The organism is Enterococcus sp. DIV1537a (genome assembly GCF_051712085.1).
Taxonomy (GTDB): domain Bacteria; phylum Bacillota; class Bacilli; order Lactobacillales; family Enterococcaceae; genus Enterococcus; species Enterococcus faecalis.
Genome location: NZ_JBIOOE010000001.1, coordinates 1,923,477 through 1,936,410 on the forward strand (window position 1 = coordinate 1,923,477; position 12,934 = coordinate 1,936,410).

At 36.5% G+C, this 12,934-nt stretch carries 9 protein-coding genes; 4 read left to right on the forward strand and 5 right to left on the reverse strand.

Features of this window, described 5'->3' with window-relative positions; translation table 11 throughout:
• Positions 1-243 precede the first annotated feature (243 nt).
• On the reverse strand, positions 244-1,059 hold the full coding sequence (locus IGJ41_RS09510; protein WP_002398783.1) for a MerR family transcriptional regulator: 816 nt from the start codon (positions 1,057-1,059) through the stop codon (positions 244-246).
• A gap of 66 nt (positions 1,060-1,125) precedes the next feature.
• Between IGJ41_RS09510 and IGJ41_RS09515 the strand changes: the two genes are divergently transcribed.
• Together IGJ41_RS09515 and IGJ41_RS09520 are read left to right on the forward strand one after the other, a co-directional pair.
• Positions 1,126-2,853: an ABC transporter ATP-binding protein gene (locus IGJ41_RS09515; protein WP_078126985.1), complete on the forward strand. Its 1,728-nt coding sequence runs from the start codon at positions 1,126-1,128 to the stop codon at positions 2,851-2,853.
• A 52-nt stretch (positions 2,854-2,905) separates the two neighbouring features.
• Entirely contained in the window at positions 2,906-4,684 is a 1,779-nt protein-coding gene (locus tag IGJ41_RS09520) for an ABC transporter ATP-binding protein (protein WP_071981512.1), read from the forward strand.
• 53 nt (positions 4,685-4,737) lie between these two features.
• On the opposite strand, the gene trpS is transcribed toward IGJ41_RS09520, so the two are convergent.
• Positions 4,738-5,742, reverse strand: a complete 1,005-nt coding sequence (gene trpS / locus IGJ41_RS09525) for a tryptophan--tRNA ligase (RefSeq protein WP_071981513.1) — start codon at positions 5,740-5,742, stop codon at positions 4,738-4,740.
• 74 nt (positions 5,743-5,816) lie between these two features.
• Positions 5,817-7,652 carry a translation elongation factor 4 gene (lepA, locus tag IGJ41_RS09530; protein WP_002362155.1) on the reverse strand — a complete coding sequence of 612 codons (1,836 nt, stop codon included), beginning with the start codon at positions 7,650-7,652 and terminating at the stop codon, positions 5,817-5,819.
• Between the two features lie 246 nt (positions 7,653-7,898).
• Between lepA and IGJ41_RS09535 the strand changes: the two genes are divergently transcribed.
• The gene (locus IGJ41_RS09535) at positions 7,899-9,119 is read left to right on the forward strand and encodes a GNAT family N-acetyltransferase (protein WP_078126983.1); all 1,221 of its coding nucleotides are present in this window, start codon (positions 7,899-7,901) and stop codon (positions 9,117-9,119) included.
• A 23-nt stretch (positions 9,120-9,142) separates the two neighbouring features.
• Positions 9,143-9,622 carry a nucleoside 2-deoxyribosyltransferase gene (locus tag IGJ41_RS09540; RefSeq protein ID WP_078126982.1) on the forward strand — a complete coding sequence of 160 codons (480 nt, stop codon included), beginning with the start codon at positions 9,143-9,145 and terminating at the stop codon, positions 9,620-9,622.
• A gap of 37 nt (positions 9,623-9,659) precedes the next feature.
• Here the strand turns inward: IGJ41_RS09540 and clpB are convergent, their stop codons facing one another.
• Together clpB and IGJ41_RS09550 are read right to left on the reverse strand one after the other, a co-directional pair.
• Positions 9,660-12,266, reverse strand: a complete 2,607-nt coding sequence (gene clpB, locus IGJ41_RS09545) for an ATP-dependent chaperone ClpB (RefSeq protein ID WP_002356811.1) — start codon at positions 12,264-12,266, stop codon at positions 9,660-9,662.
• Positions 12,267-12,535: 269 nt separating this feature from the next.
• A complete protein-coding gene (locus tag IGJ41_RS09550; RefSeq protein ID WP_002362881.1) occupies positions 12,536-12,907 on the reverse strand; it encodes a DoxX family protein in 372 nt (123 codons plus the stop codon).
• Positions 12,908-12,934: the final 27 nt, after the last annotated feature.

The following is a 12,934-nucleotide window of genomic DNA, read 5'->3' on the forward strand; positions in this document are numbered from 1 at the left end:
CGAAAAACCACGAATTAAATAACACGTTTTATATGAAGCAAATATATTGACTTTTCCTAAAAAATACAAGTATAGGCAAGTTCTAGCTTTAAGAGTAATTTTTTTATTGTTTTCCCTTTAATAACATTCGTTCTAAATTGTTTTAAAAACTAAAACTTTTTTCATGTAATTTTCATTATATTTACCAAAAAAAGAAACTAGCTTAGCTACATTTGCTATTGCTAGTTTCTTTTTTTAATTGTTTTACTTTTCCCCTAAAATTTCAATCCAACCATAATAATATTCAATATATTGATTTTCCTCTTCTAGTTGTGTCAAGATATGTTCCCCGACAACGATGCCTGTTTCAAATCCTTGTTTTGCTAAACGCTTTTTTACTTCTTCGATATTATTCAAACGGGTATCTTGTGTATTGACTTTTAAAATAAAGCCTTTGTATTGGCTACTTGGTTCTTTGAGCCAAATCACTTTGTCTAAACTTTTTTTATTCACATGATTTGCCAAACAAATCCCATACGTCAGTTCATTGGATTCACTTAAATCCCCATAGATGCCTAAAGTTGAAATGTGTTCCATGTAAACCTTCATCTCTTCTGGATCTTCAATATCGACAACAACAATTTTATCAAAAGGAATTGGTTCATCTGAAAAAACCAATGTTTCTAAATCAATTAACGCATGTAAATGTAACTTTCTTTTTTTGATTTCTTTGTATTTATGTTGAAGCCTTTTTATTTCTTGACCCAGTTGTTCTTCTGTTGCTTCCATGGTGGCATAGAGATCGGTAGGTGTCTTTTTATATAAATTCAACATATCTTTGATAGGAATCCCCATTTTTCGATAAAAATCAATATCATATATTTTGAACAAATCTTCTAAATCAAAGGTTCGATATCCGTTTTCTTCATTGCGTGTGGTACTAATCAACCCTTGCTCGTCCCAATAACGAATCGTGGACTTAGGGATATTTAACAACTCAGAAACATCTTTTATTGTGTAATTTTTTTCCATCCTGTTCCCTCCATCAAAAAGTTTAGCATTTCTACTGTTGACATTCAAGTTACTTGAACGTGTACAATGACTCCTTGTAACAGCTAAAACGGTATTGTTTAAGGAGGAAATTTCATGAAATTAATGAAAGAGTTTATTAAAGAAAATAAATGGATTGTTCTTGCGACAACTTTAACCATCTGTTTGCAAATCGCAGGAACCCTTGGCGTCCCTAAATTAGTTGGCAAGTTGATTGATGTGGGCATCGTTAGCGGTGACCAACAAGTAATTAAAACGATTGGCATACAAATGTTTCTTGTGGCATTCATTGGAACAATTGCCGCAATTATTTCTAGCTATTTGTCTGCTTTAGTAGCTGCTAAATTTGGTTTTCAAGTTAGAGGATTGTTCTTTAAAAAATTTCAACAATTCTCGATGAAAAATGTTGATAAATTTGGTTCAAATTCTTTGCTAACTAGAATGACCAACGATGTAGATAATGTTCAAACAATGATTGTGCTATTTTGCCAATTAATCTTTCCAGCGCCTATTATTAGTTTATTTGCCTTAGTGATGACATTTTCTTATTCAGTTTCACTCGCTTGGGTAACATTGGCTTCCATCGTATTTTACTTAGTCGTTGTTTATTTTTTAATGAAAAAAGGTACCCCTTTATCTTTAAAAATTCAACCAAAAATGGATCGAATTACTACGACTTTACGAGAGTTCTTTACTGGAATTAATATGATTCGTGCGTTCAATAATCAAGACTTTGAAGAGCAGCGAACCAATCAAACATTTAAAAATTATGCTGAACGCATGAGTAAAGTGAATCGAATCTTTGCTTGGATTACTCCCGTTGCCTTTTTATTAATGGGCGTTGTGTACGCCTCTATTTTGTGGTTTGGCGGTAATTTAGTTGCAGTAGGCACCCTACAAATTGGCACCGTTACAGCTGTGATTGAATATACGCTTCTAACTTTGGCCTACTTAATGATCGCGGCTATGGTATTAGTTGTCATTCCACGGTCCGTTGCTTCCTTGAATCGCTTGCAAGAAGTTTTGTCAGAAGAAATTGAAATTAGCGATCCTCATACTGAAGCAACCATTGCTTATCATCCTGAGAAAGCCTTGATTTGCTTCGATCACGTCACGTTTCAATACACAGAAACAGCTGATCCTGTTTTAGAAAATGTTAGTTTTGTCATCCCTAAAGGAAAAACAACGGCGATTGTTGGTGCAACTGGCGCTGGTAAAAGTACTTTAGTTAAGTTACTTTTACGAATAAATGATGTCACAGCCGGCACGATTAGCTATTCTGGCACAGATATCCGCTCATTATCTCAGCAAACGATTCGCCAAATCATCAGTTATGTGCCACAAAAAGCCTTTCTTTTCAGTGGAACAATCTTATCAAACTTATTAATGGGAAATGCCAAAGCAACTCCAGAAGAAATAAAAACGGCACTAGAAATATCTCAATCTTCTGAGTTCATCGATTCATTACCACAAGGGATTGAAAGTTTCGTAGCACAAGGTGGCTCCAACTATTCTGGTGGTCAAAAACAAAGAATGTGTATTGCGCGAGCCTTAATCAAACCGGCAGACGTTTATATTTTCGATGACAGCTTTTCCGCATTAGATTACAAAACTGATGCCGCTCTACGTGCCGCTTTACATGCACAAATGGCGGACAAAACTTTACTCATTGTTGCTCAACGGTTAAGTACAATCATGAACGCTGACAATATTATCGTCCTAGATGAAGGAAGGATTGTTGGTCAAGGCACCCACGCTGATTTACTTGCCACTAATAGCTATTACCAAGACTTTGCTAAATCACAAGGTATCTTACCCAAATAACTAAAGAAAGGATGTGACTGCTTGAAAGAAAGTTTTCTTTTCAAGCCATACAATGAAAAAAACAATGAATCTTCAAAGCTTTAAACGTTTCTGGAAAATGATTAAACCTGAGCATCCAATCTTTTATGGTCTAATGATCTGCAGTTTAATTGGAAACTTATTAATTGTTGCCATGACCTATATTATGGCAATCGGGATTGATAACCTCTTAGAAGCTATCAAGCGTGTCGGGCTCAAAGGCATGACACTTACTTTAGTTGAAGAAGCGCTCTTAGGTCCCGTCTTACTTTTAATTCTCTTTTCAATCATTAGTAGTATCACTTCTTTTATTCAGGAACGAGCAATGGCTTCTTTAAGCGAACGGGTTACTTTAAGAATTAGAAAAGAAGTGACAAAAAAGTTTAAAACTTTACCAATGGCCTTCTTTGACAATCACCAAGTGGGCGATATCATTAGTCGTTCAACAACTGGCTTAAACCAATTGTCACAAGTTCTTTTAACAGGCATCAACCAATTTTTCACTTCCGTCGTGACTATCCTATTTGCAGGAATCATGTTGTTCTATATTGATGCAAAATTAACCATTTTAGTGTTGCTGCTAATTGGCGGCAGTACTTTCATGACGACAAAAATCGCGAATAAAAACAAGGTGTTTGCTGATCAAAGTCAAGCTGAATTAGGTCAATTAAATAATAAGATGGAAGAATATTTAGCAGGAAATTTGGTCACAAAAACCTTTAATCAACAGCAAAATGCTGAAAAAACAATTGATGCTGTTAATCAACAACATTATCGCGCCTTTAAAAAAGCACAGTTTCTAAATTTTGCGATTTATCCAGCTATTCGTTTTATCAATCAGTTGGCTTTTATTATCAGTGCTATCTTAGGCGCAATGCTCGTTTTATCTGGTGGTATTACGATTGGTTTCTTGCAAGCGTATTTGCAATATATCAACCAAATTTCTGAGCCGATTTCTACTGCTTCTTATGTCATTAACTCAATTCAAGCAGCGATGGCTTCCATTGATCGGATTTTTGTTATCTTAGATGAAGCTGATGAACAGCCAGAAGCAACTCATTTAGAAACTATTTCTTCTCCTAAAGGAGCCATTGAATTTAAAAATGTTCAATTTGGCTACACACCAGAAAAAATTTTAATGAAGAATGTTGATTTTTCTGTTCAACCGAAAAAAACAGTGGCCATTGTAGGACCCACCGGCGCTGGTAAAACAACATTAGTCAACTTATTAATGCGTTTCTATGAAATAAATCAAGGTGCCATTACTTTTGATGGGATTGATATTACGAAACTTTCTCGACAAAATCTAAGAAATTTATTTGGCATGGTTTTACAAAACACTTGGCTATTTGAAGGAACCGTAGCAGATAATATTGCCTATGGAAAAAAAGATGCTTCTCGTGAAGAAATAATTGAAGCAGCTAAAATTGCTCAATGTGATCATTTTATTCGGACCCTTCCTCAAGGATATGACACAATTATTTCTAGCGAAAATGGTGCATTATCACAAGGGCAACAACAGTTATTAACCATCGCCCGAATCATTTTAGCAAATCCGCCCGTTGTTATTCTCGATGAAGCAACTTCGAGTGTGGACACACGAACAGAAGCCCATATTCAAAAAGCGATGGAAACTGTCACAGAAAATCGAACAAGCTTCGTTATCGCTCATCGATTATCCACGATTGAAAATGCTGATTTAATTTTAGTGATGAAAAATGGCGATATTATTGAAAAAGGAACGCATCAGGAACTATTACAAGCTCCGACTCTTTACGCCAGCTTATATAATAGTCAATTTCAAACCACTTAAAAAGAACTGGAACAAGTCATTCTTCTTTTGACTTGTTCCAGTTCTTTTATTGCTTAGAAGTATTGAATTCCCATTGCTTTTTTGACTTCTGTTAAGGTTTGTGCTGCCACTTTTTCAGCAGCAAGACTTCCTTTATGCAACATTTCCATAATCGCTTCTGGATTTTTAGCCAGCTCTTCACGACGTCGACGAATCGGTGCGAGTTCTTCTTCTAGGACATCAATTAAGTAACGTTTAATTTTCACATCTCCTAAACCGCCATGACGATAGTGCTCTTTTAATTCTTCAATATATTCTTTCTCTTTCCCAAAGACATCCAAGTAAGTAAAGACCATATTTCCTTCAACTTGTCCTGGGTCCTCTATACGAATATGATTTGGATCGGTATACATACTCATTACTTTTTTCTGTACCACTTCAGCTGGATCTGAAAGATAAATACCATTGCCTAAAGACTTACTCATTTTTCCGTTGCCATCAATTCCTGGCAAGCGTCCCATGCCTTTTGGTGGTAACACAGCTTCCGGTCTAACTAAAACTTCACCGTACGTCTGATTAAAACTATGCACAATTTCTTGCGCTTGTTCCAACATTGGTTTTTGGTCTTCCCCAACTGGGACTAAGTTCGCTTGAAAGGCAGTAATATCAGCAGCTTGTGAAACGGGATAAATAAAGAATCCTGTCGGAACACCCTCCCCAAATTTTTTTTGCTCAATTTCTGCTTTGACCGTTGGATTCCGACGAACACGTGACGTGGTCACTAAATTTAGATAGTACATTGTTAATTCAGCTAACTGTGGAATTTGCGATTGGATAAAAATTGTTGTTTTCGTAGGGTCTAAACCAACTGCTAAATAGTCCAAAGCAACTTCTAAAACATTGACTGAAACTTTTTCGGGATTTTTTGCATTATCTGTCAATGCTTGTAAATCTGCAATCATGACAAATAATTGATTTGTAGGGTCTGCTTGCATTTCTACTCGTTTTTTTAAAGAACCTACGTAATGTCCTAGGTGCAATTTACCAGTTGGACGATCACCTGTTAAGATAGTATTCATTGTCTACACACCTTTATCGTTTTTAAGTAGTTTAGAAAAACAAGACAACGAAAAAGGTTGTCTTGTTTTTCTGTTTATTTTTTCTGATCATCTTCATCCATTTTCAGAACCGCCATAAAGGCTTCTTGAGGAACTTCCACGGATCCAATTTGTTTCATCCGTTTCTTCCCTTCTTTTTGTTTCTCTAACAATTTACGTTTACGAGAAACATCGCCACCATAGCATTTAGCCAGTACGTTTTTGCGTAAGGCTTTAATATCTGAACGAGCCACAATTTTTTGACCAATCGCCGCTTGAACTGGGACTTCAAACTGTTGACGTGGAATTAGTTTTTTCAGTTTCTCAACAATCGCTTTTCCACGCTCAAATGCGAAATCTCGGTGAACAATAAAGCTTAACGCATCCACTTTTTCAGCATTTAATAGAATATCCATTTTCACTAGGCGGCTGGTACGATAGCCAGCCATTTCGTAATCTAAGGATGCATAGCCTTTTGTACTTGATTTCAATTTATCGAAAAAGTCAAACACGATTTCAGATAACGGAATTTCATAAACTACGTTTACACGATAATCGTCTAAGTAATCCATTGTAATGAATTCGCCACGTTTACGTTGTGATAATTCCATTACTGCTCCTACATAATCGTTTGGCACCATGATTTGCGCTTTAACATAAGGTTCTTCCACAGATTCAATCGTTACTGGTTCTGGAAATTCAGCTGGGTTATCAACAACAACGGTTGTTCCGTCAGTTTTATTAACGTGATAGATTACAGACGGTGCTGTTGTAATTAACTCTAAATTAAATTCTCGTTCCAAACGTTCCTGAACAACATCCATGTGCAGCAAACCTAAGAAACCACAACGGAAACCAAACCCTAAAGCTTGCGATGTTTCCGGTTCAAATTGTAACGCCGCATCATTTAATTGTAATTTTTCTAATGCTTCCCGTAAATCGTTGTAGCGCGACGTATCAATTGGATATAAGCCACAATAAACCATTGGATTCATTTTGCGATAGCCTGGTAGTGCTTCTGCTGCTGGATTGTCGGCCAAAGTCACTGTATCCCCGACACGTGTATCTTGAACCGTTTTAATGCTAGCGGTGATATAGCCCACATCACCAACCATTAAATAATCACGAGCGATTGGTTTCGGTGAAAAAACGCCGACTTCTGTTACATCAAACGTTTTACCGTTACTCATCATTTGGATTTTATCCCCAGGACGAACGACACCGTCAATTACACGGATGTTTAAAACGACCCCTCGATAGCTATCGTAAATAGAGTCAAAAATCAAAGCCTTTAAAGGAGCCTCAATATCGCCTGATGGAGCTGGTACATACTCCACCACTTGTTCTAAAATATCTTCAATCCCAATCCCTGCTTTTGCACTTGCTAAAACAGCTTCCGATGCATCAATTCCAATTACGTCTTCAATCTCTGTCCGAACACGCTCTGGATCAGCGGCGGGTAAATCAATTTTATTAATAACAGGTAAAATTTCTAAGTCATTATCCAATGCCAAATAGACATTTGCTAGCGTTTGCGCTTCAATTCCTTGCGCCGCATCAACAACTAGAACAGCCCCTTCACAAGCTGCCAAACTACGAGAAACTTCGTAGGTGAAATCGACGTGCCCTGGTGTGTCAATCAAATGGAAAGTATAGGTTTCACCATCTTTGGCTGTATAGTTTAATTCAATTGCGTTTAATTTGATGGTAATGCCGCGTTCTCTCTCTAAATCCATTGAATCAAGTAATTGATCTTGCATTTCTCGACTGCTAACTGTATTTGTTTTTTCCAAAATCCGGTCGGCTAAAGTTGACTTCCCATGGTCAATGTGGGCAATGATCGAGAAATTACGAATTTTCTCTTGTCTTGCTTTCATTTCTTTATTGTTCATTTTTTGCCTCATTTCTTTTAAGAAAAGCTAACTCCCTGCTAGCTTCATCAATCAATTGTTATATTTTAGTTGCCTTTTTTATCAAATTATCATGTTTAAAGGTCTAGGATAATCAGCACTTTTCATTATACCAATTTTTGAAGAAGATTTAAAGCACTTCCCTTTTATTCTTTTGGTTTCGAAAGGCTAACAGAGTTTCGAAAAATTTGGTATACTAAAAACAGTAAATTTATTGGAGATGGAAAAATGGATGAACAAGAATTTCGAAAGCAACTGACCTTAAAGCCTGTTGAGGAAGAACACATTGATCAATTTAATGAACTTCTTTCCTATGTTTTTCAAGTGACTGAAGCAGATATTGAAGAAAGTGGTTTTGAAAACAAACGCGCATTTATCAAATCAAAACAACCGATTTTAGAACTTTCAAAAGTATTTGGCTGGTTTCACGAAAATCAATTAATTTCACAAATTGCTATCTATCCATGCGAAGTCAATATCCATGGCGCTTTATATAAAATGGGTGGTGTTACTGGTGTCGGTACCTATCCTGAATATGCCAACCACGGTTTAATGAAAGACTTGATTCAAACGGCATTAGAAGAAATGCGCCAAGATAAACAGTGGATTTCTTATCTTTTCCCTTACAACATTCCTTATTACCGACGTAAAGGTTGGGAAATCATGTCCGACAAGTTATCTTTTAAAATTCGGGATACGCAATTACCAAAAACCGTTCCTGTTCCAGGAATGATTGAACGGTTAGCTGTCGATCACCCAGATGTCTTTGATGTCTATGCGCGATTCGCTCGTCAAAATCACGGCGCACTCATTCGTAGTGCCTTCAACTGGGAAGAATATTGGCGTTTCGAAAACGAGGAAGAACGGACTGCTGCTGTCTATTATGGTGCCAATCAAGAACCTTTAGGAGTACTTTTCTATTGGGTGGCCGATGAGGTATTTCATATTAAGGAAATGTTTTACTTGAACCAAGAAGCCCGAAATGGCTTGTGGAATTTTATTACTGCGCATTTTTCGATGGTTTATTGGGTCAAGGGCGATATCTATAAAAACGAACCATTAGCCTTTCTTTTAGAAGACAGCCAAATTAAAGAAAGCATTGAGCCCTATTATATGGCTCGAATTGTTGATGTCAAAGCCTTTTTAGAAAATTTTCCTTTTGAAAGTACGGCTAAGCCCTTCCATTTTGTCGTTAAAGATCCTGTGGCTGAGTGGAATAATGGTGTTTTTGGCTTAATTTGGGATGAAAATGATCAAGTAACCATTACGGATGAACCTTTAGGTACCGCCGTTCACTTAGATATTCAAACACTAACTTGTTTAGTCATGAATTACCGACGCCCTTCGTACTTACATCGAATTGAGCGCATTGATACAGATAAAGAAACTTTAAATTCTTTGGAACGGATTTTTCCTGACCAAGAAGCTTATTTCAGTGATTATTTCTAAAACCTTGGATTGGAGACAGACAAATGACAAAAATTTATTTTGCAGGACCTTTATTTTCGCAAGCTGACTTACGTTATAATGCCTATTTAGTCGAACAAATTCGACAATTGGATAAAACAATCGATCTTTATTTACCACAAGAAAATGCGGCAATTAACGACAAATCTGCTTATGCCGATAGTAAAATGATTGCCTTAGCAGATACAGAAAACGTCCTTGCTAGCGATTTATTGGTTGCTTTATTAGACGGCCCAACCATTGATGCGGGCGTAGCTTCCGAAATTGGTGTTGCTTATGCCAAAGGAATTCCGGTGGTTGCCCTTTACACAGACAGCCGCCAACAAGGTGCTGATAATCACCAAAAGCTTGACGCTTTGAGCGAAGTCGCTGAAAATCAATTTCATTATTTAAACCTTTACACAGTTGGTTTGATTAAATTGAATGGTCGGATTGTTTCTTCAGAAGAGGATTTGTTGGAAGAAATTAAGCAACGATTGTCATAATAAAAAAAAGAACGAGCGAATTCGCTCGTTCTTTTTTTTACACTTCTTCTATTGGTTCATTTTCAAAAACTAATTGATTGTCTAATAGACTAATCGTGACTTTTGTTTTTGGCATTACTCGTCCAGAAACAATTTCTTTTGCTAATGGTGTTTCGACTTCGCGAGTAATGAAACGTTTTAACGGACGAGCTCCATAAGCTGGCTCATACCCATTTTCAGCAATCCATGTTTTAGCTTCATCAGTGATTTCCAACACAATTTCTTGTTGCTCTAAACGATGAGCAAGTTGTGCGGTCATTTTACCAATGATTCCTTTCACATTATCCAAGCTTAATGGTGTGAATAAAATGGTATCATCAATTCTGTTTAAGAACTCTGGTTTAAAGTGTCCTTTTAGAATATTCATGACTTGATTTTCAACTTCTTCGGGAATTGTTCCTTCAGGTGTCACACCTTCCAGTAAAAGCTGAGAACCGATGTTGCTTGTCATAATTAAAACTGTATTTTTAAAATCAACGACCCGACCTTTAGAATCTGTCAAACGTCCATCATCTAAAACTTGTAATAAGATATTAAAGACATCTGGGTGCGCTTTTTCAATTTCGTCTAATAAGACAATTGTATAAGGGTTTCGACGAACAGCTTCTGTTAACTGGCCACCTTCTTCATAACCAACATAGCCTGGAGGAGCACCAACCAAACGAGACACGGCATGTTTTTCCATGTATTCACTCATGTCAATCCGTACCATATGATCTTCAGAATCAAACAAATCTTCAGCTAAGGCTTTAGCAAGTTCTGTTTTACCAACACCAGTTGGTCCTAAGAAAAGGAACGAACCGAGTGGGCGATTTGGATCTTGTAAGCCTGCTCTTGAACGAATTACCGCATCACTAACAGCATCGACGGCTTCATCTTGACCAATCACACGTTTGTGTAATGTTTCATTCAGTTTCATTAATTTTTCTCGTTCGCCTTCAACTAATTTTGTCACAGGAATGCCGGTTAAACGACCGACCACTTGCGCAATTTCGTTTTCAGTAACCGATTCTTGTACCATTTTGACGTTATCTTTAGCGTTCTTTTCTTCCAATTCTTTCAATTCATGTTCTAATTGCGGAATTGTTCCATGACGCAAAACAGCAGCTCGTTCTAAATCATAATTATTTTCAGCATCTTCTAATTCGTGTTTTGCTTTATCAATCTCTGCACGTTTATTGGAAACCGCATTAACTTCTTCTTTTTCCGTTTCCCATTGCATTTTCATTGAGTTGGCTTCTTCACGCAAATCTGCTAATTCTTCTTGCAAGTTGGCTAACCGTTTTTTACTTGCATCATCCGATTCTTTTTTCAAGGCCGCTTCTTCAATTTCTAGTTGCATTAACCGACGTGTTACTTGGTCGAGCTCTGTTGGCATCGAATTCATTTCCACTCGAATCGTTGCGCTTGCTTCATCGACTAAGTCAATCGCTTTATCTGGTAAGAAACGATCAGTAATATAGCGATCGGATAAAGTAGCGGCAGCAACTAAAGCATTGTCATGAATATTCACGCCGTGGTGAATTTCAAATCGTTCTTTTAAGCCACGCAAAATAGAAATTGTATCTTCTACTGTTGGTTCTTTGACTAATACTTTTTGGAAACGACGTTCTAAGGCTTTATCTTTTTCCATATATTGGCGATATTCATCAAGCGTTGTGGCACCGATTAAATGCAATTCACCACGTGCTAGCATCGGTTTTAATAAATTCCCGGCGTCCATACTGCCTTCTGTTTTACCAGCTCCGACGATATTATGAATTTCATCAATGAATAAAATGATTTTGCCATCACTTTTTTTCACTTCTTTTAAAACAGCTTTTAACCGTTCTTCAAATTCGCCACGGAATTTTGCTCCCGCAATTAAGGCGCCCATATCTAAAGAAAAAATGGTTTTATCTTTTAAGTTTTCGGGGACATCTTTACGAACGATTCGTTGTGCTAATCCTTCAACAATCGCTGTTTTACCAACACCTGGTTCACCAATTAAGACTGGATTATTTTTAGTTTTTCTTGATAAAATCCGAATAACGTCACGAATTTCTTCGTCACGACCAATGATTGGATCTTGTTTTCCTGCTTTTACTTGTTGTACTAAGTCAACACCGTATTTTTCTAGTGCTTTATATTGTTCTTCCTGGTTTTGAGAAGTCACACGATCTCCTCCTCTCATCTCTTCAATATTTTTTCTTAACTCTTTTTCCGTAATGCCTTGTTGCATTAAATATTTTGTTAAACGATAATTTTTCAATTTCATTAAAGCTAAAAGTACAATTTCGGTTGATAAAAATTCATCTTGGAATTCTTCTCGAAGTGAATCAGCTTCTTGCAATAAATGGAACAAATTTTGACTTAAATTTTGACCATATTGCACATTACCGCCCGCCACACTTGGATATTCATCTAACGCGTTATCTACTTCTCGTTCAAATGCGTCAACATCTAAACCAGCATCTGTGTAAAAATTACGTCCAAAATGGTTTGGTTGAAGAAAAATTTTCCATAAATGTGCGATATCAATTTCTTGATGTTGCCGTGTCACCGCAACTTTTTGAGCTTCAGCAATCGCCTCTTGAAGCGTGGTTGTCATTTTTTCAATATTCATAAACGATCCCTCCCGTTTATTATTTTGTCTTTTTTATTTTAACATTCTTTACAATTATTATTATCCGACTTTTGATGGATTTCTTCAAAAGTTAAGGTATTCGTAAACCTTATAAATTTATTATACCCCATTGGTCAGTAAAGGTCAATAAATAAATTGACCTTTTTTGACCTTTTTGATAAAAAAAACCTAAAACAACTAAATATCACTGTTTTAGGGCTTTTTCGCAATCACAACTAGTTTGACCAACTCTTTATTGCTTTGATTTATTAAAAATAAAGTTTTAACGTAAGATACTTTTTATCGGCATAGCTAACCAAAATAGCCAAACTGGTTATCGCTAAAAATAATTCGTACTCATAACCACTAAAACCACTTGCCAAACCAAAAGAAAAAATAGCTCCGACTAAAACTGCTATGAATCCTACTGATACCAAAGGAATTAAAAAGCCAATAATCATAAATAATCCACCAATTAATTCAATTGCTGCTACACCATAAACAAAAAGACTTGGCAAACCAATACTACCAAAAAACGCTAAAGTATCTTCCAATGACGTTACTTTCATCACTCCATGAATTAGCATCGTCACCCCTAGCCAAATTCTAATCACTTGAATGCCTCGCTGTTGTTTATCCATACTTCTCCTCCTTTGTTTGCATTAAAT